The sequence below is a fragment of the Bradyrhizobium sp. Ghvi genome, from assembly GCF_900115265.1.
In the GTDB taxonomy this organism is placed as follows: domain Bacteria; phylum Pseudomonadota; class Alphaproteobacteria; order Rhizobiales; family Xanthobacteraceae; genus Bradyrhizobium.
Genome location: NZ_FOVU01000001.1, coordinates 1,025,743 through 1,046,578, shown reverse-complemented (window position 1 = coordinate 1,046,578; position 20,836 = coordinate 1,025,743). Strand labels below are relative to the sequence as shown.

Here is a 20,836-nt window from a genome sequence, read left to right as displayed (position 1 = left end):
GCGTGCCTAGACTAGAGCGTGCGTGAGAGATAGCGCACCGTCTTGCTGCCATTGTGAATGCTCGCGCTGCCGACCTCGGTAAATCCCAACGCGGCGTGAAAGGCATCCGACGCCGGATTCGGCGGCTCGCGATTAACTTCGCAGACGATCTGATGGTGTCCGGCCCTGGCGGCGCGGTCGAACAAGTCGATATAAAGCCGGCGCGCGCATCCCTTGCCTCGTGCGGACGCGGAGACCACGATCCGGTCGACATAGACAAAGCGCGCGTAGCGGGATCGAAACCACTGGAAGTTCGGGCTGTCGTAGTGTCCGTCCTGATCCAGCGCGATCATGAAGGCATCGAGATGGCCGATCCTGCGCGCATAGAAGGCTTGTGCAACGAGATCATTCAGCCGCTCGCGTTCGAGCCATGACAGCTCCTCTGCGTGGCTGTTGTTGAGCGCCAGCATTGCATCCCCCAGCGTCGCGCCAGATGACAGCTCGGACGTCGCAATCGCGATAGGCATGTGCTGATTCATAACCATCGTGTAGCAGCCGTAGCTGTGTAGCAGCCGTAGCGCAAATCGAAACGGCCACGCCTCCGTGTGAAAGTATACTCGTTCCAGACGGTTCTGCTCGATCCGCCGCTGCCTATCACGAATTGGGAGAGCACGATCGTGCGCTCGCCCGACTACAACGAGGCGCTTCGAATCGATCCGAAGAACCAGGATACCCTGGCCAATCGCGGCCTGCTCTACATGATGATGTCCGACGCCAAGCGTGCGCTGAACGGTTTCGAACGAGCGCGTTCTCGCGTTCGTGCCCCGGACGCAGCGTTTCTTTAACGGTGGGCTGCAGGGCCGGAGCCCACGTCTCCACGTTATGCATGTTGCACTTGGTTCCCGGCTCTGCGCAGCAGCGTTGCACGCTGCAGCGCGTCCGGGACCCGAGAGTCGCCTGCCTCAACAGACTGTCGGCAACAGGCGCCTGACTTCGTCGAGCAGTTCGGGAATCGCCGTCTTGTCATCCGCGAGGTGCCTGAGCAGCGCACTCTGGAACAGGCCGTCGAACAGGGCATAGAGCGCGGCCGGCGACGACACCGGTCGCTTGCCGCCGAGCTCGGCATAGCGCGAGGCGATGCGCCAGATCATGGCCTCCAGGCTCTTGTCGATCTCCAGCACATCCTTGCGAAACGCCGTCTCGAACATCGCCTGCGCGCGCAAATCGTACCAAAGCCGGTGCATGCGGGCCTCGTTCTGCAGCGTGGCCGCAAGCTTGGCGAGGAAGCCCTCCGTCAATTCGTCGCGGCTCGTTGCCGTCGCGACGACCTCGTCATAGCGCGTCACGCACTTCGCCTTGTAGTGGCGGACGCAGCAGCAGATCAGGTCGAGCTTGTCGCTGAAGTAATAGTGGAACACGCCGTGCGTGAACGCGGAGTTCTGCGCGATCTCGCGCAGGCTGGTGCGTGCGAAGCCGAGATCTCCAAGCGTTTCGAGCGCGGCTTCGGCAAGCTCGATGCGCCGGGCGTTGAACTTCTCGTCGCGCAGCACCTCGGCCGCTTCCGTCACACGCCGGGCCGCTCCCGTCACCTGCCGCGCCATCTCGTTCCTTCCTCAGTCCCGTTCTTTCAAGGACTTATACCGCGCCGACCGCCTGATAGCTCCAGCTCTCAGAACCACTTTCTTTGACAACTGTCAAATTCGTTCTTGACAAGTGTCAAGTTTCTGGCGGAGGTTTCGCACCAACAATTTGGACAGTCGTCAAGACGCTCGATCATGGAGGAACGCTTCGCTGGGTGCGGCCCAAAGCTCCGCGCCCATCGATCTGGCGCGCGCCTGTTGGCGCAGCACGAATCAATCACCAGCAACGGAGGAGTGCGTCATGAGTGGGAAGAGCCTTGCAGGCAGGAAAGCCCTGGTCACCGGCGGTGCCCGAGGGATCGGCGCGGCGATCGCGCAGGCATTGGCGCGCGCCGGCGCCTCGATCATGATCGCTGACATCCTGGAGGAGGCCGGCCGCGCCACCGCGGACGCAATCGCGAAGGACGATGTCGCGACCGGTTTCGTCCAGCTCGACGTCACCGACGACGCGCAATGGGAGCGGGCGGTGGCCAAGACCGTCGCCACCCTCGGCGGCTACGATATCCTTATCAACAATGCCGGCATCGAGATTACGTCGCTGGTCAGCGAGATCAGAGCCGAGGATGCGCGTCGGATGTGCGATGTCAACATCGTCGGTACCGTGCTCGGCATGAAGCACGCCTTCCGCGCGATGCGCCCGGGCGGACCGGCGGGCAAGGGCGGTGCGGTCGTCAACATCGCTTCCGTCGCGGCGACGATCGCCTTCCCGAGCATCGCGGTCTACTCCGGCACCAAATCCGCGGTCGATCGCATGACGCGGGTCGCGGCCATGGAAGCCGGCAAGCTCGGCTATGGCGTGCGCGTCAACTGCATCTATCCGGGCCTGATCCCGACCGACATGGGCATGCAGCTCGCCAATGACATCGTGAAGATCGGCCTCGCGCCGGACGTCAACGCCGCGGTCGGCTCAGTGGTGGAGCAGACGCCTCTCGGCAAGCTCGCGGAGGTCGGCGACATCGCCGACGCCGCGGTGTTCCTGTGCTCGAACGAGGCGCGCTTCATCACCGGCATCGGCCTGCCGGTCGATGGCGGCATGGGCATGTAGATAGATCGTCACAACGAAAATTCTGGAGGAACACAATGAGCGCGAAGAAGCCCGTCATCGTCTATGGTGCTTCCGGCTACACCGGCCGTCTCGTCTGCGAATACTTACGCGAGTACAACATTCCCTTCATCGCCGCCGGCCGCAGCGCCGAGAAGCTCAATGCCGCGATGAAAGCGAACGTGGCCGGTATCGAGACCGCCGACTACGAGGTGGTGGAAGTGCCACACACCGTGAGCGCATTGACGGAGTTGTTCAACGGTGCCTCGGTGGTGCTCAACACGGTAGGCCCCTTCGCCAAGTTCGGCGGCGAGGTGGTGCAGGCCTGTTGGGCGTCCCGATGCCATTACACCGACACGACAGGCGAGCAGGACTGGCTGATCACGCTCGAGCAGGAGTGGGGCACGAAGTTCGCCAATGCCGGCCTGCTGCTGGCGCCCGGCATCGCGCAGATGTACACCACCGGCGAGATCGCCGCGCAGCTGTGCCTTGAGACGCCCGGCCTCGATACGCTCGATATCGCCGTGTTCTGGGGCGGCAGCCCCACCATCGCCTCGACGCAGACCATCCTGGTCAACGCCGCGATGGCCAAGGCCTACTACCTCGAGCAGAACAAGTATGTCGAGCACCAGGTGGATGCCGGCCTCACCAATCTCGCCATCCCGGGACAACATGAGCTGGCGCTGGCGCTGCCGTGGGGCGGCACCTCGCACCCGGTGTGGTTCAAGCGCGATCCGCGCGTGGCCAACGTGAAAGTGCTGGGCGGCGTGTTCAACCGCGCACTGATGCTGGGCGTGCCGCAGATCGTCGCCGCCGCGCTGGAGGCGACCAAGGACATGAACCCCGACCACCGCTACGCCGCATTGGCGCAGACCGCCGCGGGCGTCATGAATACCATGCCGCCGCGCGAGAATCCGCGCGTCAACAAGTCGCTGGATTCGGTGTATGCCTCCGGTCCGCTGGGGCGCGCACACTGTGTCATCAACGGCAACAGCAACTACAAGCAGACCGGGATGTTGCAGGCCTATGCTGCCGCGCATCTGCTGCAGCAGGCGCCCAAGCGCGTGGGCTTCGCCTCCGGCTGCCAGGCGTTCGGCCATCACGAGCTGCTCGGCCAGCTCCGCAGCTTCGGGCTGGTCAGCAAGCCGATCCTCACCGTAAACGAATAGGCAGACGTGGCGGCGATCGGTCTTCACCTCTCCCAAGGGAGAGGTGGACCTTCGTCGCGGCGCGGCTCTAACCTGACCTCTTCATGCTTCAGGAGCGACCATGCGCTTCATCGACTATCTCGACAAAGGTGCTTCCCTCGGCGCTGACGCGCCGTGCCTCACCATGGAGGGACGCAACCTCAGCTATCGCGACGTGCAGCGATTGAGCTACCGGGTCGCGCGCGGGCTCGACCGGTCGGGCATTGCTGCGGGCCAAAAGATCGCAATCCTCTCCGGAAACGATCCGCTCGCTTTCGCTTGCGTGTTCGGCATTTCCCGCGCAGGCGCGGTCTGGTGTCCGATCAACCCCCGCAACGAGGCGGCCGAAAACAAATTCATCCTCGACCAGTTTGATTGTTCCGCGCTGCTGTTTCATTCGAGCTTCGCGCCGATGGTGGCGGCGGTCCGGTCCGACCTGCCGAAGCTGCGCGTGCTGGTCTGCATCGATGCCGAGCTGCCGTTTGCGCCGTCATTCGACAGCTGGCTCGACGGTCTCGCCGACGATCCCTACCAGCGTGCGCCGGTCGACGACCTCGCGATGATTCCGGGCACCGGCGGCACCACCGGAAAGCCGAAGGGCGTCATGCTGTCGGGCCGGAATATCGAGACCATGTCCGCCCTGACGCTGATGGGGTATCCGTTCAAGGGGCGCCCGGTCTACCTCGCATTGGCGCCGCTGACGCATGCCGCCGGCGTGCTGTGCTTTCCGATCATGACGCTCGGCGGCCGCATCGTGATCATGCATCACCCCGACATCGGTGAATTCCTCGATCTGATCGAGCGCTTTGGCGTCACGCATACCTTCCTGCCGCCAACCGTGATCTACATGCTGCTCGATCATCCCAGGCTCGACAGCGCGAAGCTCGACTCGCTGCAATGCTTCTGGTATGGCGCGGCCCCGATCTCGGCCACGCGGCTTGCTGAAGCGCTGCGACGGATCGGCCCGATGGCGCAGTTGTTCGGCCAGACCGAGGCGCCGATGATGATTTCGATGATGGCGCCTGACGAGCACTACAATGCCGACGGCACGATCGCGATGCAGCGGCTCTCGTCGGCGGGGCGTATCAGCCCGCTGGTGCAGGCCGGCATCATGGACGCGGATGGAAATTTGCTGCCATCAGGCGAGCGCGGCGAGATCGTGGTGCGCGGGTCGCTCGTGATGGAGGGATACTACAAAAATCCCGAGGCCACGGCGGAGGCATCCGCGCATGGATGGCATCACACCGGCGACGTCGGCTACATCGACGGGGACGGGTATCTCTACATCGTCGACCGCGCCAAGGACATGATCATCACCGGCGGGTTCAACGTCTATTCGATCGAGGTCGAGAACGCACTGCGCGCGCATGGCTCGGTGCAGGATTGCGCCGTCATCGGCCTGCCCGACGACAAATGGGGTGAACGGCTCGTTGCGGTGGTGCAGCCGCGCGCCGGCCAAGGCATCGATGCGGCTGCATTGGCCGCTTTCGTCAAGCAGCAGATCGGCAGCGTCAAGACACCTAAGCAGATCGAGATCTGGGACGACCTTCCGCGTTCCAAGGTCGGCAAGGTGCTGAAGCCGGACATCCGCGCGCGGCTGGCAGATCGTTCGGGCTAGCTAGCGTCTGGCGCAAAAAATACGCAGGCCACCTCGATCAAGGCATGCCCGCGTATTCGAATTCGTCAATTGCGCGCGTTAAACGCGCGTGTCAGTGCACGCTGACGGCTTGCAGCTCGTTGCTCCAGGCGTTGGCGATTGCGGCTTCCCGGCTGTCGGTCAGCATGATCGGCGTGCCGTCAGCGGCGTGAAGCGCGTATAGCTTGAGGCCAGGCGCAATCTTCGGAGCTTCAGGGAACAGGTCCGGTACGTCCTCGGAGCGGATCTGCTTCACATAGGCAATATGGCCCTCGCCGAGGGTCGCCAGCGTCTCGGGCGAGACGGCCTTGGCTTCGTATTCGAACGCAACGTGACCTTCACTCATGGTCTCGACTCCTTCACAGAAACTAAGCGGTCGAGTCCGCTACTCGTTCCATTATTCGTGCTCATTGATAGCGATTGTCTTAACGATCCTCTCCGGTTCAGGCCGGGCCAGGTCGATCGACAACAACCCGTTCTTCAGATCCGCACCCAGCACCAGCATCCCCTCCGCCAGCACGAAGGTGCGCTGGAAGTGGCGCGCGGCGATGCCGCGATGGATGTATTGCCGGGACTTATCCTCCTGCTGCCGCCCGCGGATCACGAGCTGGTTTTCCTCAATGGTTACATCGAGTTGGTCGCGGGTGAATCCGGCGACCGCCAGCGTGATGCGCAAGCGCTCGGGCTGGCCGTCCGATCGGTCGCACCTCTCGATATTGTAGGGAGGGTAGCCGTCGGCGCCTTTGACGACGCGGTCGAGCACGCGCTCGATCTCGTCAAAGCCCAGAAGGAACGGACTGGATAACGTGGGAACACGAGACATAGTTTACAAAGTCCTCGCGGAAGCGACTTTGGTGTGTCGGGGCCCCACAAAGGCACCCCTTGGTCAGCAATATGGGCATGTTCCCGTGCGGGTTCAAGCACCTAGCACCGGGCTCTGGATTCACTGCTTCCGCGGCCGCCCGACCATCACGAATGTGCTGGACGATTTATTTCAACGAAAACAGATCCCCCTCTACTGTGCATGGGGTTGTTTTCGCGTCTTTGGTCGGGCGCCTGCTCAGGCCTCGATCCGCTTGCGGCCGTCACCACTGAACAAATGCAGCTTGGAGCTGATAGCAGCGACACGGATCTTCTGGCCGATGGCGGGGGCGTCGGTTCCGGGAATGCGGACGATGACCTCGCCGGGCGGCAGCTCGCCCGGAGTGGCGGCCACGCGCTGGTCCTCCTGCTCGCGGGCGCCGTAGACGAAGGTCTCGGCGCCGACGCGCTCGATCGCTTCCACGGTCAGGGACATCGCGACGCCGCCTGATGGCGTCTGGTCGGTGATGACGAAATCCTCAGGACGGATGCCGAGGATGCCGGCCTCGCCGGCGCTGCCGCCGAGCTGCGACTTGATCTCGTCAGCGCGTGTCGACATCAGGTTCATCGGCGGCGCGCCGATGAAGGAGGCGACGAACGTCGTTGCCGGCTTCTCGTAGATCGCAAGGGGATTGCCGACCTGCTCGACCTGGCCGCCGTTCATCACGACGAGAATGTCGGCGAGGGTCATTGCCTCGAGCTGGTCGTGGGTGACGTAGATCGACGTGGTGTTGAGCCGGCGCTGCAATTTTCGGATCTCGACGCGCATCGCGATGCGCAGCTTGGCGTCGAGATTCGACAGCGGCTCGTCGAACAGGAACACTTTGGGCTGGCGCACGATGGCGCGGCCCATGGCGACGCGCTGGCGCTGGCCGCCCGAGAGCTGGCGCGGCTTGCGCTCCAACATGGCCGAGAGCTCGAGCACGCGGGCGGCTTCCTCGACGCGGCTCTTGACCTCGGCTTCCGCCATGCCGCGGTTGCGCAGGCCGTAGGCCATGTTGTTGAAGACGCTCATATGCGGGTAGAGCGCGTAGTTCTGGAACACCATCGCGATGTCGCGATCGGCGGGCTCGATCTGGTTGACGACGCGGCCGCCGATGTCGATCTCGCCGCCGGTGACGGTCTCGAGGCCTGCGACCATGCGCAGCAGCGTGGACTTGCCGCAACCGCTTGGGCCGACCAGCACGCAGAACTGGCCGTCGGCGACATCGACGTTGACGCCTTTGATCGCCTCGAAGCCGCCGAGGTAGGTCTTGCGGACGTTGCGCAGGGTGACGTTAGCCATGAAAACTCACTTTTCCGTCTCGACCAGGCCGCGCACGAACAATTTCTGCATGGCGACGACGACGAACACCGGCGGCAGCATCGCCAGCACGGCGGTCGCCATCACGATCGGCCATTCGGTCAGCGCGTCGGTGGTGGTGATCATCTTGCGGATGCCGACCTGGATGGTCTGCATGTCGTCGCGGGTGGTGATGAGCAGCGGCCAGAGATATTGATTCCAGCCGAGGATGAACAGGATCACGAACAGCGCCGCCATGTTGGTGCGCGACAGCGGCAGCAGCGTGTCCCAGAAGAAGCGCAAGGGGCCGGCGCCGTCGATGCGCGAGGCCTCGAGCAATTCGTCCGGCACCGTCATGAAGAACTGACGGAACAGCAGCGTCGCCGTGGCCGAGGCGATCAGCGGCAGCGCGAGGCCCGCATAGCTGTCGAGCATGTTCAGATCGGCGACGATCTTGTAGGTCGGATAGATACGCACCTCGACCGGCAGCATCAAGGTGATGAAGATGAGCCAGAAGATCGGCATCCGCAGCGGAAAGCGGAAATACACGATCGCATAGGCCGAGATGATCGAGATCGCGATCTTGCCGACCGCGATCAAGAGCGCCATGATCAGCGAGTTGAGCATCATGTTGGCCACGGGCTCGCGGGTCGAGCCGCTCGTGCCGACGAAGATGGTCTGGTAGTAGACTTCGAAGAAGTGCCCGCCGGGCAGCAGCGACATCTGGCCGTTGGCGATCAGCGCGTTGTCCTGGGTCGAGGCGACGATGGCGATGTAGACCGGGAAGGCGACGATCGCGATCCCGATCCAGAGGATGATATGAGCGACGTAGCGCCGTATGCCCTCTTGCTCGACCATCAGTAGGTCACCTTGCGTTCGACGAAGCGGAACTGGATTCCCGTGAGCACGATGACGAGGATCATCAGGATCACCGACTGCGCCGCCGAGCTGCCGAGATTGCCGCCGAGCAGGCCGTCGGAATAGACCTTGTAGACCAGCGTCACCGTCGACGTGCCGGGACCGCCGCGCGTCATGGTGTCGATGATGCCGAACGTGTCGAAGAAGGCGTAGACGATGTTGACGACCAGGAGGAAGAAGATTGTCGGCGACAGCAGCGGGAACGTCACGGTCCAGAACCGCCGCATCGGGCGCGCGCCGTCGATCGCGGCGGCCTCGAACACGCTCTTCGGGATGGCCTGCAGGCCGGCGAGGAAGAACAGGAAATTATAGGAGATCTGCTTCCAGGCCGCCGCGAGAATGATCAGCGTCGCAGCCTGGTTGCCGTCGAGCAGCGGATTCCAGTCGATGCCGGCGGCGCGCAAGTATCGCGAGATCACGCCGAGCGAGGGATGCAGCATGAAGATCCAGAGCACGCCGACGACCGGCGGCGCCACCGCATAAGGCCAGATCAGGAGCGTGCGGTAGAGCATCACACCGCGCAGCGGCTTGTCCGCCATCACCGCGAGCAGCAGCGCGAACGACAGTGACGACACCGCGATCGCAAAGGAGAAGAAGAAGGTCCGTATGATCGACTCGAAGTAAGCCGGGTCCTTGAACAGCTCGATGTAGTTGTCGAACCAGACGAAGCTGGACGAAAGACCGAACGCGTCCTGCAGCAGGAACGACTGGACCACCGCCTGCAAGGCCGGCCAATAGAAGAAAATCAGAACCACTGCCAGCTGCGGAGCAACTAGCAAGTACGGCAACAGCTTTGATTGGAAAATGGCCTGCTTTTGCATGATGGGTCGCGCCGGCAGGCCGCTGGTGATGCGGCCTGCCGGTACCGTCGCCTTATTTTACGGCAGTCTTTTCGAACTGACGCAGCATGACGTTGCCGCGCTCGACCGAGGCGTCGAGCGCCTGCTTGGCTGTCTTCTTGCCGGCGAGGGCCTGCTCGATCTCTTCCGCCCAGACGTCACGCAGTTGCACCATGTTGCCGAGGCGCAGACCGCGCGAATTCTCGGTCGGCTCCTTGTTGGTCAGCTCGAGCAGCGGCGTTTCGAGATAGGGCTGGTCCTTGTAGAAGCCCTCGGCCTTGGCCTTCTCATATGCCGCCTTGGTGATCGGCAGATAGCCTGACGCCTTGTGAATGTAGACCTGACGATCGGTGTCCGACAGGAAGGTCAGGAATTTCGCAACGCCCTTGTATTCGTCGGGCTTCTTGCCGCCCATGACCCAGAGCGAGGCGCCGCCGATGATCGAGTTCTGCGGCGCGCCCTTGACATCAGGATAGTACGGCATCGGCGCGGCGGTGAAGTTGAACTTGGCCTGTGCCTTGACGTTGCCGAAGAAGGACGACGAGGTCAGATAGATTGCGCATTCGCCGGAGGTGAAACGGCCTTCGCCCTGGCTGGTGCGGCCGGCATAGTCGTAGGTCTTGTCCTTCTGGAGCTCGACCAGCTTCTCGAGATGCTTGACCTGCACCGGTCCGTTGAACTCGAGCACCGTGTCGAAGCCATCGAGGCCGTTAGCCTTGGTCGAGAGCGGCACGTTGTGCCAGGCGGAGAGCTGCTCGAGATTGACCCAGGTGACCCAGGAGTTCGAGAAGCCGCAGGTGGGGTGTCCGTTGTCGTGGAGTTTCTTGGCGACCTCGAACACTTCAGGCCAGGTCTTCGGGATCTCGGCGCCTACCTTCTTCAGCTCGTCGAGATTGACCCACATGACGGTCGACGACGAGTTGAAGGGGAACGACAGCATCTCGCCCTTAGAGGTCGAGTAGTAGCCGGTGATCGCCGGCAGATAGGCCTTCGGATCGAACGTCTCGCCGGCTTCCTGCATCAGCTTGTAGACCGGCTTCACGGCGCCGGTGGCGGCCATCATCGTCGCGGTGCCGACTTCGAATACCTGCATGATGTGCGGGGCGTTGCCAGCGCGGAACGCCGCGATGCCGGCGTTCATGGTGTCGGGATAGCTGCCCTTGTAAGTCGGGATGACCTTATAGTCGCTCTGCGATGCATTGAAGTCGTTGGCGAGCTTGACGATGACATCGTTGTTCGCGCCGGTCATCGCGTGCCACCACTGGATTTCAGTGACGGCCAGCGCCGGCGAAGCCGTCATGCCGACCGCGACCGCAAATGCGGCAGCTGCCCCAAAATGTCGAAGAGCCATTAAGTAATCCTCCCTTGGCCGTCAAAAGAAGCGCTTGCGCTAGCAGCGCCATATGACGTTCACATGACTGTGTAAGCGGCCGAAACGAAAGCGGCAAGCGCCGGAAAAGGGAAGCTGTCAAATAGGCGAACGCGCGCCGGGCAGCCGCGGTGCACACCTGTCCCGGCGCCGCAGTGCGGCATCGCAATTGGAATGCCGGTGCCGGGGCCCTAGCGCTTGCGCTCGGGGCCGCAGACCGTGCCTTGCGCGATCATCGCGTCGATGTCCGCCTTTGAGTAGCCGAACTCGCCCAGCACCTCCTGGGCGTGCTGGCTGAACTTCGGCGGCAAGCGCCGCAGGCTCGGCTTGCTGCGATCGAGCCGGATCGGCGAAGCCACGCCCTTGTACCAGTCCTTCTCGATGATATCGCCGCGCGCGATCGTGTGCGGGTTCGTCAGCGCCTGGTCGATTTTCTGCACCGGCCCTGCGGGAAGGCCAGCGGAGAGCAGGCGATTGCACAGCGGCTCGGCCTCGTGCTGGCTGAACACCGCGGCAAGCTCGGCGCGCAGCGCCTCGCGATTGGCGATGCGGTCCTTGTTGCGGGCAAAGCGCGGATCGGTGCCGAGCTCGGGTTTGCCGATCTCCTTGCAGAGCTTGCGGAAGGTGCCGTCATTGCCGACGCCGATGAAGATGTTGTCGGTCTTGGTCGGGAAGATCGCGTAAGGCACGAGGTTCGGGTGCTCGTTGCCGGTCAGCGAGGGCGGCTTGCCATGCATGAAATAATTCGCGGTGTGCGGATGCATGATGGCAAGGCCGGTCTCGTACAGTGTCGTCTCCAGGAACTGGCCCTTGCCCGAGCGTTGTCGCTCCGACAGCGCCATCAGGATGCCGATCGCCGCGTAGAGACCGGTGGTGATGTCGACCAGCGGCACGCCGATCCGCATCGGCCCGCTCGCGACCGAGCCGGTCGCCGCGATCATGCCGGTCATGGCCTGGATAATGGCGTCGTATCCGGGATTGCCGCCGCGTGGGCCGTCGGCGCCGAAGCCGCAGATCCGGCAATGCACGAGGCGCGGAAACTTCCTGCTGAGTACATCGTTGCCGATGCCCCATTTCTCCAGCGTGCCCGGCTTGAAATTCTCGATCAGGACGTCGGCGGTCTCCAGCATCTTGAGCAGCACGGTGCGACCGCCCTCGGAAGCGAGGTCGAGGCCGATCGAACGCTTGTTGCGGTTGATGCCGATGAAGTATGCCGCGTCTTCCTCGTGGAAGGGAGGGCCCCATTCACGCACCTCGTCGCCTGCGGGCGGCTCGACCTTGATCACGTCCGCGCCGTGGTCGGCGAGGATCTGAGTGCAATAGGGACCGCCGAGCACCCGCGTGAGATCGATGACACGCAGTCCGCTCATTGCGCCCAATGCTGCTCCAGAACTGGCGGCTTCGGTCATGCCTTCGCTTCCCTGTGTCGATATTCGACCACAGGCCTAGCGAGGTTTTTTTATGCCAGCAATGGGCTGTCGCGTAGGGCCGCATGCGCGCCGCTGCGCAATCCCGCGATGTGGGAAATCTCGCGGAAGCGGCCGGCCCGAGGGGGATCTCAGGCCAGCCAATCCACCGTCGGATCAGACGACCGTCAGGCGGACATCGACATTGCCGCGCGTCGCGTTGGAGTAGGGGCACACCTGGTGCGCCTTCGCGACCAGCGCCTCGGCATCCGCGCGGGACAGGCCCGGCAGCGAGATGGCGAGATCAATATCGAGGCCGAAGCCGCCTTCCGAGCGCGGGCCAATGCCCACGGTCGAGGTCACGGAGGTGTCCGCAGGAACCTTCGGGCCTCCCTGCGAGGCCACGAACTTCATCGCGCCGATGAAGCAGGCGGCATAGCCGGCCGCGAACAGCTGCTCGGGATTGTTGCCGGCGCCGCCGCCACCACCGAGCTCCTTCGGCGTGGTCAGCTTGACGTCGAGTGCGCCGTCGAGGGTCGCAGCATGGCCGTCGCGGCCGCCGGTGGCTTTTGCGCTGGTCTTGTAGAGGACGTTCACGGACATTTTCGTCTCCTCAGGGGGGCTCTTGGGTTGGGGTGACAGCTATATCGCAGACAATTAGATTGTGAGCAATTGAAATTAGCATGCCTCACATTTAATTGTTCGCAATTGAATCTGCGGCCGGCTGGCCCCAGAGTGAGGAATATCCCGCGAGATTCTCCCATGGCCCGAAAACCAGCGACCCTCGATCCGCAACGCCTCGATAACCAGATCTGCTTCGCGGTCTATTCGGCCGCGCACGCCTTCAACCGCGTCTACAAGCCACTGCTCGACCGGCTCGGCCTGACCTATCCGCAATATCTGGTGATGCTGGTGCTGTGGGAGCGCGACGATTTGCCGGTGAAGGAGATCGGCGAGAAGCTGTTTCTGGATTCGGGGACCCTGACGCCATTGCTGAAGCGGCTCGAAGCCGCGCATCTGCTCAAGCGTACGCGGAGCCGCGAGGACGAGCGCCAGGTGCTGATCGCGTTGACGCCGCAGGGCCATGCGCTGAAGGAGAAAGCGCGCAGCGTCCCGCAGTCGATCCTGGCGGCCTCGAAGTGCGCGGTCTCCGAGTTGGTGGCGATGAAGGACGAGATCGTCGCGCTGAGGGATCGGTTGAATGCGGTGATCGGGGAGTAGGGGATTAGAGGCGCGCAGTCAGAAGTGCTTTTTGGCGAACGCGCGGCCGGAGCCAGATTTCAGGTACCGCTCGATCGCGACAGCGCGTGCGGCGTCATCGAAGGCGAAATACGTTCGAATTTGCCAGGGACCGTATTTCGAGGTGTGCGGCACTCCACCGGCGTTGTGCTTAGCTAACCGAGCTCGTAGATCGTCCGTGATGCCGACGTAGAAGTGCTGGGAATCGAGACTTTCGAGGATGTAGACGTATTTCATGATGCTTCCTCCCCGGGGAGGTAGGATAGCAGCTTTGAGACACGTTTAAGATGTGGCTGTAACTTGTCATCACAGCGAAGCAGATGTCCGCCCCGGTCCGCCGTCGCCCTTCGGGCTATGGCGGGACAGCCGTCGCTCACTTCGCTACGAGGGACTTCCCTAGGCTTGCCTAGCCGTAGCTCGCGAAGCGAGCGAAGGCTGGTGGAGCCAGGCGGGATCGAACCGCCGACCTCTTGCATGCCATGCAAGCGCTCTCCCAGCTGAGCTATGGCCCCTTAGTCCTTGTCAGGGGTGAATCTGGTGGATCACCCCAACCGGCGAGTCCTAAGCGACTCGCGCGGTGCACCCTTTTTCACAGATCAGGGCTGATCTCAAGTCTCTTCATCGCCTCCGACATCACCAATGATGTCGGTCACGTCCTCGTCGCCCTCTTCTTCGTCGGCAATGAAGGTCGAATCGTCGTCATCATCGTCGTCGAGGGGCTCATCGACCTCGATATCGTCCTCGGACTCGGGGACGACGGCCTTAACCTTGCCGGTGTTCTCCTCGGCATCGGCCTCCTCGAGCGAGACCAATTCTTCGGCCTCGGCCGGCTCCGGCGCGGTGTCCTGGGGCATGTTGCGAGCTTCCGCCGCACGGCCGCGCGCGGGCGCCATGGGTGCGATCGGCACCACCTCGCCGGTATAGGGCGAGATCACCGGATTCTTGTTGAGGTCATAGAACTTCTTGCCCGTGGTCGGGCAAATACGTTTGGTTCCGAGTTCGGACTTGGCCACGGCAGAGGAATCCTGGGAATGTCTGAAAAGCGGTGCTTCACTTGGCTAGTTGGCGGCCCGCTGTCAATAGCGCATTACGAGAGAAAGACATGCTCGTGACGGCGGGGAGACCGTGTGGTACCTGCCCGCAGCCCCTAAAGGGCGCATCCAAGGACACAATCTTGACCCATTCCGACAAGCCGACACCGCTGACGTCGCGCTCGAGCGGCCCCCTGACCGGAAAAGTACGGGTGCCCGGAGACAAGTCGATCTCGCACCGCGCCCTCATCCTGGGCGCGCTTGCGGTCGGCGAAACCCGGATCTCGGGCCTGCTCGAGGGCGAGGACGTTCTCAACACCGCCAAATCCATGCAGGCACTGGGTGCTAAGGTCGAGCGCACCGGCGATTTTGCCTGGAAGGTCCAGGGTGTGGGCGTCGGAGGCTTTGCCCAGCCCAAGACGGCGCTGGATTTCGGCAACTCCGGTACCGGATGCCGGCTGGTCATGGGCGCCGTCGCCGGCTGCCCAATCTCGGCGGTTTTCGACGGTGATGCCTCGTTGCGCAGCCGTCCCATGCGCCGGATCCTCGATCCACTCGAAAAAATGGGCGCGAAGGTGATTTCCGGCGGTGAAGGCGGCCGGCTGCCGCTCACCCTCCAGGGTGCGAGCGACCCGCTGCCAATCACCTACAAGACCCCGGTCGCATCGGCCCAGATCAAGTCGGCCGTATTGCTGGCCGGCCTGGCCGCGCCCGGAATCACCACCGTGATCGAAAGCGAGGCCAGCCGCGACCACACCGAGCTGATGTTGAAGCATTTTGGCGCTGACATCACGTCGGTCGCCGAGGGCGCTCACGGCCGTCGTATCACGCTGGTGGGCCAGCCCGAGCTGCATGGCGCCACCGTCATCGTGCCCGCCGATCCGTCTTCAGCGGCCTTTCCGGTCGTCGCAGCGCTGATCGTCGAAGGCTCCGATGTGGTTCTTTCTGACGTGATGACCAACCCGCTGCGTACCGGTCTTTTCACGACGCTGCGTGAAATGGGGGCGTTCATCGAGGAAAGCGAAGTCCGCGGTGACGCCGGCGAGCCGATGGCGCGCTTGCGCGTGCGGGCCTCAAAACTGCGCGGCGTCGAGGTGCCGCCGGAGCGCGCGCCCTCGATGATCGACGAATACCTGGTGCTGGCGGTCGCAGCCGCCTTCGCCGAAGGCACGACCATCATGCGCGGATTGCAAGAACTGCGCGTCAAGGAATCCGACCGGCTCGAGGCCACCGCCGCAATGCTCCGCGTCAACGGTGTGAAGGTCACAGTCTCCGGCGACGATCTGATCGTCGAGGGCCGCGGCCACGTACCCGGTGGCGGCACGGTCGCCACTCACATGGATCACCGCATCGCGATGTCCGCGCTGGTGATGGGCTGCGCGTCCGACCAGCCGGTGACGGTCGATGACACCGCCTTCATCGCCACCAGCTTTCCTGATTTCATTCCGATGATGCGTTCGCTTGGAGCCGAGTTTTCATGATCATCGCCATCGATGGACCCGCGGCCTCCGGCAAGGGCACGCTCGGCAAGCGCCTCGCGCATCACTACGGCTATCGTCATCTCGATACCGGCGTGATCTATCGTGCGGTCGCCTACGCCCTGATGGAAACAGGCCATGATCTCCGGGACGAGGCGGCAGCAGTGCAGGCAGCCCTGGAACTCGATCCCGAAAAGTTCGGAAATCCCGCCCTGAAGACCCAGGCGGCCGGCGAGGGCGCCTCGATCGTCTCGGCGATCCCCAGAGTTCGCGAGGTCCTGCTCAATTTCCAGCGGCAATTCGCGGCCGATCCGCCCGGCGCCGTGCTGGACGGCCGGGATATTGGAACCGTGATCTGTCCCCATGCCGACGTGAAGATCTTCGTCGTCGCCGACCCCAGGGTCCGGGCCCGGCGCCGCACCATGGAGGCCAGGGCAAGGGGCGAGGACGCAGACGAGGCTTTGGTGCTCGCCGACATCATCCAGCGCGATGAACGCGACAAGAACCGGCCGATTGCGCCTTTAAAACCGGCCCCGGATGCTTACTTGCTAGATAACTCCCAACTGGATATAGAAGGCGGCGTCCGGGCCGCCATCGACATTATCGAGGCCGTCCGAGCGGGCCGGCCGCGGGGTTAAGCCGCAGCCGTCATTGGAGGAAGCGCCCGCTCCCGCTCTTTGAGGTCGATACTCTCGGTCCCTATTTGGGACCGGCGCGATCCAGGCTCCGGACACAAGATTTCCACGTATCGAACGTGCGGGCCCTGCCGGCCCGCTTCCGCTGTTTCGGCCTCAAACCGGAGCAGCGAGCGGTCGCTCGAAGGTCTTGCGGACCTTCCGACACTGCGCGCGCGATACGCCCTTGAACCCAACGGCCGGCAAGACATCCGCAACTGGAGAACAAATGGCTTCGACTTCCGCTGGTACCTATAGCCCGTCGCGTGACGATTTCGCCGCGATGCTCGACGAGTCCTTCGCAGGTGGCAACCTGCAGGAGAGCTCGGTCGTCAAGGGCAAGGTGGTTGCAATTGAAAAGGACATGGCCGTCATCGACGTCGGCCTGAAGACCGAGGGCCGCGTTGCCCTGCGCGAATTTTCCGGCCCCGGCCGTGACTCCGACCTCAAGGTCGGCGACGAGGTGGAAGTGTTCCTCGATCGCATCGAAAACGCTCTCGGCGAGGCCGTGCTGTCGCGCGACAAGGCGCGCCGCGAAGAGAGCTGGGGCAAGCTCGAGAAGGCCTTCCAGAACAACGAGAAGGTCAACGGCGTCATCTTCAACCAGGTCAAGGGCGGCTTCACGGTCGACCTCGACGGTGCCGTGGCCTTCCTGCCGCGCTCGCAGGTCGACATCCGCCCGATCCGCGACGTTGCGCCGCTGATGAACAACTCGCAGCCGTTCCAGATCCTCAAGATGGACCGCCGCCGCGGCAACATCGTGGTGTCCCGTCGCACGGTTCTCGAAGAGACCCGCGCCGAGCAGCGTCAGGAGCTGGTGCAGAACCTCGAAGAGGGTCAGGTCATCGACGGCGTGGTCAAGAACATCACCGATTACGGTGCGTTCGTTGACCTCGGCGGCATCGACGGCCTGCTGCACGTCACCGACATCGCGTGGCGCCGCGTCAACCACCCGACCGAGGTGCTCTCGATCGGCCAGACCGTGAAGGTCAAGATCATCAAGATCAACCACGAGACGCACCGCATCTCGCTGGGCATGAAGCAGCTGCTGGACGATCCGTGGCAGGGCATCGAAGCCAAGTACCCGCTGGGTGCCCGCTTCACCGGCCGTGTCACCAACATCACCGACTACGGCGCGTTCGTCGAGCTCGAGCCGGGCATCGAAGGTCTGATCCACGTCTCCGAGATGTCGTGGACCAAGAAGAACATGCACCCCGGCAAGATCGTGTCGACCTCGCAGGAAGTCGACGTGCAGGTGCTGGAAGTCGATTCCGTCAAGCGCCGCATCTCGCTCGGCCTCAAGCAGACCATGCGCAACCCGTGGGAGGTCTTCGTCGAAGGTCATCCGACCGGTTCGGTGGTCGAGGGCGAAGTCAAGAACAAGACCGAGTTCGGTCTGTTCCTGGGCCTCGAGGGCGACGTCGACGGCATGGTCCATCTCTCCGATCTCGACTGGAAGCTTCCGGGCGAGCAGGTGATCGACAATTACAAGAAGGGCGACATGGTGAAGGCCGTGGTGCTCGATGTGGACGTCGAGAAGGAGCGCATCTCGCTCGGCATCAAGCAGCTCGAAGGCGATCCCTTCGCCGAGCCGGGCGATGTCAAGAAGGGCGCGGTCGTGACCTGCGAAGTGCTCGAGGTGAAGGAAAGCGGCATCGAAGTGAAGATCACCGGGACCGACTTCTCGACCTTCATCAAGCGCTCGGAGCTCGCGCGTGACCGCAACGACCAGCGCGCCGAACGCTTCGCCGTCGGCGAGAAGGTCGATGCCCGCGTGATCCAGTTCGACAAGAAGGCCCGCAAGGTCCAGGTGTCGATCAAGGCGCTCGAAGTCGCCGAAGAGAAGGAAGCCATCGCGCAGTACGGCTCCTCGGATTCGGGTGCGACGCTGGGCGACATCCTGGGCACCGCGCTCAAGAACCGCGACAGCAAGTAAGCAAAACTCAGGTTTTGCCGACATCGAAGCCCCGGCGCGAGCCGGGGCTTTTTTGTTGGGCGGCAAACACAACTCTCGTCTCGGGGCACGCGAAGCGCGAGCCTGGGACCCAAAGCCACAGGAAGTGGTTTTTGACGAAGACTCGAAATGGGCGACTCGCCTCACACTGCGCCCTGTGGCTATGGATCCCCGTCCCGTCCGCAATCGCGCACTAGACTAGGCGGGGATGACGCGTGAGTTCTTGGCGGCTTCCCTGCCTCACCCCAAGCCTTGTTTTCTTCAAATTACGCCGCAATTGATGTATCCAGAGAAGCTGATGGTCACAATGTGACGGCACAACGCCCGCGGCCTTTTCATTTGGAGAAATCTCGATGTCGCTCGATTCGGACATCATCGTCGATCGCCGCAGGATCCGCCGTAAGCTGACGTTCTGGCGCGTGATCGCCGCGCTGATCGCGATCGCGGCGATTGCGGGCTTTGCGCTGATCGCGACGCCGGGCGCGCGCGGTACCTTCGCCTCCGCAGGCTCCATCGCGCGCGTGCAGATCGACGGCCTGATCCGCAGCGATGCCGAGCGCACGCAGGCGCTGGAGCGGCTGGAGAATTCGAAGGCCGCCGCCGTCATTGTTCACATCAACTCGCCGGGCGGCACCACTGCCGGCTCAGAGCAGCTCTATGATTCACTGACGCGCCTGAAGGCGAAGAAGCCGCTGGTCGTCGTGGTCGAAGGCCTTGCGGCATCCGGTGGATACATCACGGCGATCGCGAGCGACCACATCATCGCCCAGCAGAGCTCGCTGGTCGGCTCGATCGGCGTGTTGTTCCAGTTTCCCAACGTCTCGGAGCTCCTGAAGACCATCGGGGTCAAGGTCGAGGAGGTGAAGTCCACGCCGCTGAAGGCCGCGCCCAATGGTTTTGAGCCAACCAGCCCGGAAGCGCGGGCCGCGCTGGATGCGCTGGTGAAGGATTCCTATGCCTGGTTCAAGGATCTGGTGAAGCAGCGCCGTGGCATGGACGACACGCAGCTCGAAAAAGTCGTCGATGGCCGGGTCTTCACCGGCCGCCAGGCGATCGGTCTCAAGCTGATCGATCAGCTCGGCGACGAGAAGACCGCCGTGACCTGGCTCGAGGAGCAGAAGGGCGTCAAGAAGGGCTTATCGGTACGTGATTACAAGCTCGAGCCGCGCTTCGGCGATCTGACGTTCCTCAGGACAGCTGCGGCCGTGACGCTGGAAGCGCTGGGATTCGGCTCGATTGCGCATCAAATCGCGCAAACTGGCGTCGTCCAGGCAGTTGATCGCATCGGGTTGGACGGAATGCTGGCCGTGTGGGAGCCGGCCGCCTCGAACTGAGGGAAACGGCGGGGAACTGCGCGAGCTTCAAACTTTTTTCCCGTTTGGCGAGTGGCTGCGCAGCCCGCTTTTTCGGCATTTGTCACCCATTTTCACGACGTCCAATCTTTATTTAGCGTCTTGACAGATCAAGGCATTTTCACGGAAATGGTCATCCGCACGCTTCCGGGTCCTATCTCTCGATGATCAAATCCGAACTTGTTCAGCGTATCGCCGAGCACAACCCGCATCTGTACCAGCGGGATGTCGAGAACATTGTGAATGCGATTCTCGAAGAGATCGTAGCGGCTCTCGCGCGCGGTGACCGCGTCGAGTTGCGCGGCTTCGGTGCCTTCTCGGTCAAGCATCGCCCTGCGCGCGCAGGGCGCAATCCGCGCACCGGCGCCCATGTCCCTGTCGATCAGAAGAGCGTTCCGTTCTTCAAGACCGGCAAGGAAATGCGCGAGCGGCTCAATCGCGACCATCCGGATCCAGGTGCGCCGGATTAAGCCTGTCGTCCGGGCTTAACCTGACAGCCGCATGATGCGGCAGCTAGCTTGATTCAAGACGAGCGATCGCGATGCGAAAGTTCCTGACCGCACTGATCGTGATTCCGCTGGGCCTGATCCTGGTCACCTTTGCCGTCGCCAACCGGCATTTCGTCACCGTCTCCTTCGATCCCTTCATGGCGGCTGATCCGGCCCTGTCGGTCACGCTGCCGCTGTTCCTGCTGCTGATCCTGGCGGCTACCGTGGGCGTCATCGTCGGCGGCTGCGCCGTCTGGTTCGGCCAGCGGCACTGGCGGCGCGCGGCACGCCGGCATGAGGCGGATGCCCGGGCCGCCCGGCTGGAGGCGGCCGATCTGCGGGCCCAGACGGCCCCGGCCAAGCCCGAGGCCCAGCGCCTCCCGGTACCCTCTGGCGTGGGCCTTTACGGGCCTGTTGGGCGAGACAAGCAGCGCGCGACGTTGTAGAAGCGGCCCGACCGA

General features: G+C 63.2%; 23 protein-coding genes and 1 tRNA gene. 11 read left to right on the top strand and 13 right to left on the bottom strand.

Annotation, left to right across the window (positions count from 1 at the left end; translation table 11 throughout):
• Positions 1-11 precede the first annotated feature (11 nt).
• A complete protein-coding gene (locus BM374_RS04880; RefSeq protein WP_177248092.1) occupies positions 12-506 on the bottom strand; it encodes a GNAT family N-acetyltransferase in 495 nt (164 codons plus the stop codon).
• A gap of 150 nt (positions 507-656) precedes the next feature.
• Between BM374_RS04880 and BM374_RS04875 the strand changes: the two genes are divergently transcribed.
• Entirely contained in the window at positions 657-824 is a 168-nt protein-coding gene (locus tag BM374_RS04875; protein ID WP_244552526.1) for a tetratricopeptide repeat protein, read from the top strand.
• Between the two features lie 117 nt (positions 825-941).
• On the opposite strand, the gene BM374_RS04870 is transcribed toward BM374_RS04875, so the two are convergent.
• Positions 942-1,580, bottom strand: a complete 639-nt coding sequence (locus tag BM374_RS04870; RefSeq protein ID WP_092289464.1) for a TetR/AcrR family transcriptional regulator — start codon at positions 1,578-1,580, stop codon at positions 942-944.
• 280 nt (positions 1,581-1,860) lie between these two features.
• Between BM374_RS04870 and BM374_RS04865 the strand changes: the two genes are divergently transcribed.
• From BM374_RS04865 to BM374_RS04855, 3 genes are all read left to right on the top strand, one after another.
• On the top strand, positions 1,861-2,664 hold the full coding sequence (locus BM374_RS04865) for an SDR family NAD(P)-dependent oxidoreductase (protein WP_092289462.1): 804 nt from the start codon (positions 1,861-1,863) through the stop codon (positions 2,662-2,664).
• Between the two features lie 35 nt (positions 2,665-2,699).
• Positions 2,700-3,830 carry a DUF5938 domain-containing protein gene (locus tag BM374_RS04860; protein ID WP_092289460.1) on the top strand — a complete coding sequence of 377 codons (1,131 nt, stop codon included), beginning with the start codon at positions 2,700-2,702 and terminating at the stop codon, positions 3,828-3,830.
• Between the two features lie 100 nt (positions 3,831-3,930).
• On the top strand, positions 3,931-5,466 hold the full coding sequence (locus BM374_RS04855; protein WP_092289458.1) for an AMP-binding protein: 1,536 nt from the start codon (positions 3,931-3,933) through the stop codon (positions 5,464-5,466).
• Positions 5,467-5,557: 91 nt separating this feature from the next.
• Here the strand turns inward: BM374_RS04855 and BM374_RS04850 are convergent, their stop codons facing one another.
• The 8 genes from BM374_RS04850 to BM374_RS04815 form a co-directional block, all read right to left on the bottom strand.
• Entirely contained in the window at positions 5,558-5,830 is a 273-nt protein-coding gene (locus tag BM374_RS04850; protein WP_092289456.1) for a BQ00720 family protein, read from the bottom strand.
• A 51-nt stretch (positions 5,831-5,881) separates the two neighbouring features.
• Complete coding sequence (locus BM374_RS04845; protein WP_092289454.1) at positions 5,882-6,307, bottom strand: Hsp20 family protein; 426 nt, start codon at positions 6,305-6,307, stop codon at positions 5,882-5,884.
• 237 nt (positions 6,308-6,544) lie between these two features.
• Positions 6,545-7,630 carry a sn-glycerol-3-phosphate import ATP-binding protein UgpC gene (locus BM374_RS04840; protein ID WP_092289452.1) on the bottom strand — a complete coding sequence of 362 codons (1,086 nt, stop codon included), beginning with the start codon at positions 7,628-7,630 and terminating at the stop codon, positions 6,545-6,547.
• Positions 7,631-7,636: 6 nt separating this feature from the next.
• Positions 7,637-8,485 (bottom strand): sn-glycerol-3-phosphate ABC transporter permease UgpE, encoded by an 849-nt coding sequence (gene ugpE, locus BM374_RS04835; RefSeq protein WP_092289450.1) that lies wholly within the window; start codon positions 8,483-8,485, stop codon positions 7,637-7,639.
• Positions 8,485-9,366, bottom strand: a complete 882-nt coding sequence (ugpA, locus tag BM374_RS04830) for a sn-glycerol-3-phosphate ABC transporter permease UgpA (RefSeq protein WP_092289448.1) — start codon at positions 9,364-9,366, stop codon at positions 8,485-8,487. The genes ugpE and ugpA overlap by 1 nt, the downstream gene beginning before the upstream one ends.
• A gap of 52 nt (positions 9,367-9,418) precedes the next feature.
• Positions 9,419-10,735 carry a sn-glycerol-3-phosphate ABC transporter substrate-binding protein UgpB gene (ugpB, locus tag BM374_RS04825; protein ID WP_092289445.1) on the bottom strand — a complete coding sequence of 439 codons (1,317 nt, stop codon included), beginning with the start codon at positions 10,733-10,735 and terminating at the stop codon, positions 9,419-9,421.
• Between the two features lie 209 nt (positions 10,736-10,944).
• Positions 10,945-12,162, bottom strand: a complete 1,218-nt coding sequence (locus BM374_RS04820; protein ID WP_092289443.1) for a CaiB/BaiF CoA transferase family protein — start codon at positions 12,160-12,162, stop codon at positions 10,945-10,947.
• Between the two features lie 174 nt (positions 12,163-12,336).
• Positions 12,337-12,762, bottom strand: coding sequence for an organic hydroperoxide resistance protein (locus BM374_RS04815; protein WP_092289441.1), 426 nt, complete (start codon positions 12,760-12,762; stop codon positions 12,337-12,339).
• A gap of 159 nt (positions 12,763-12,921) precedes the next feature.
• Between BM374_RS04815 and BM374_RS04810 the strand changes: the two genes are divergently transcribed.
• A complete protein-coding gene (locus BM374_RS04810; protein ID WP_092289439.1) occupies positions 12,922-13,380 on the top strand; it encodes a MarR family winged helix-turn-helix transcriptional regulator in 459 nt (152 codons plus the stop codon).
• 18 nt (positions 13,381-13,398) lie between these two features.
• Here the strand turns inward: BM374_RS04810 and BM374_RS04805 are convergent, their stop codons facing one another.
• The 3 genes from BM374_RS04805 to BM374_RS04795 form a co-directional block, all read right to left on the bottom strand.
• Complete coding sequence (locus BM374_RS04805) at positions 13,399-13,635, bottom strand: GIY-YIG nuclease family protein (RefSeq protein ID WP_092289437.1); 237 nt, start codon at positions 13,633-13,635, stop codon at positions 13,399-13,401.
• Positions 13,636-13,834: 199 nt separating this feature from the next.
• Positions 13,835-13,910: transfer RNA gene (locus BM374_RS04800), tRNA-Ala, on the bottom strand.
• Between the two features lie 96 nt (positions 13,911-14,006).
• Positions 14,007-14,411: a TIGR02300 family protein gene (locus BM374_RS04795; protein ID WP_092289435.1), complete on the bottom strand. Its 405-nt coding sequence runs from the start codon at positions 14,409-14,411 to the stop codon at positions 14,007-14,009.
• 161 nt (positions 14,412-14,572) lie between these two features.
• Between BM374_RS04795 and aroA the strand changes: the two genes are divergently transcribed.
• From aroA to BM374_RS04765, 6 genes are all read left to right on the top strand, one after another.
• Positions 14,573-15,910, top strand: coding sequence for a 3-phosphoshikimate 1-carboxyvinyltransferase (gene aroA / locus BM374_RS04790; protein WP_177248091.1), 1,338 nt, complete (start codon positions 14,573-14,575; stop codon positions 15,908-15,910).
• Positions 15,907-16,545, top strand: coding sequence for a (d)CMP kinase (gene cmk, locus BM374_RS04785; protein WP_092289431.1), 639 nt, complete (start codon positions 15,907-15,909; stop codon positions 16,543-16,545). The genes aroA and cmk overlap by 4 nt, the downstream gene beginning before the upstream one ends.
• A gap of 265 nt (positions 16,546-16,810) precedes the next feature.
• Positions 16,811-18,517: a 30S ribosomal protein S1 gene (gene rpsA / locus BM374_RS04780; RefSeq protein ID WP_177248090.1), complete on the top strand. Its 1,707-nt coding sequence runs from the start codon at positions 16,811-16,813 to the stop codon at positions 18,515-18,517.
• A 371-nt stretch (positions 18,518-18,888) separates the two neighbouring features.
• Positions 18,889-19,869 carry a signal peptide peptidase SppA gene (gene sppA / locus BM374_RS04775; protein ID WP_092289427.1) on the top strand — a complete coding sequence of 327 codons (981 nt, stop codon included), beginning with the start codon at positions 18,889-18,891 and terminating at the stop codon, positions 19,867-19,869.
• A gap of 182 nt (positions 19,870-20,051) precedes the next feature.
• Complete coding sequence (locus BM374_RS04770) at positions 20,052-20,357, top strand: integration host factor subunit beta (protein ID WP_007598410.1); 306 nt, start codon at positions 20,052-20,054, stop codon at positions 20,355-20,357.
• Between the two features lie 71 nt (positions 20,358-20,428).
• A complete protein-coding gene (locus tag BM374_RS04765; RefSeq protein ID WP_092289425.1) occupies positions 20,429-20,821 on the top strand; it encodes a lipopolysaccharide assembly protein LapA domain-containing protein in 393 nt (130 codons plus the stop codon).
• The last annotated feature ends 15 nt before the right edge of the window (positions 20,822-20,836 follow it).